Here is a 392-nt window from a genome sequence, read left to right on the forward strand (position 1 = left end):
ATTTAAGCTTTTCTGTTTCATCAGTAGCCTTATAGTACTCTTGTACTTTACCACCAAAGAATTTATACTTACTAAATAGCTCCTCAGTTAAAAAGCAGTTATTAACCTTATCAATAGTATCTTTATCAACTATTTCAGTATTCTTTCTTATAATGTCCTTAACCGCATCACCACTTAAATCAAGATCTAGCTCTAATGCAACCATCAGAAGGTCTTTCATTATATCTGTTTTATTTCTGGCTCTTAAAAATAATTTTTTGGGAGTATTGTCTAATATCAAAATATCTGTTTGAATCACAGTACTTTCTGCTGAATCAGTAATTGTCAACTTAAGCAACTCTTTACTTTCATCATCTACAAATTGTTGGCAGAATGTCGTTTTACCTGCGCCA

1 protein-coding gene is annotated in these 392 nt (G+C 31.4%); it reads right to left on the minus strand.

Annotated features, from left to right (window positions below; translation table 11 throughout):
- Positions 1 to 392, minus strand: a 392-nt coding sequence (locus RCF13_RS07835) for a hypothetical protein (RefSeq protein ID WP_308141041.1), incomplete at both ends; no start/stop codon positions are given.

Origin of the sequence: Stenotrophomonas maltophilia group sp. RNC7, from assembly GCF_030910085.1 — a bacterium.
Taxonomy (GTDB): Bacteria; Pseudomonadota; Gammaproteobacteria; order Xanthomonadales; family Xanthomonadaceae; genus Stenotrophomonas; species Stenotrophomonas sepilia.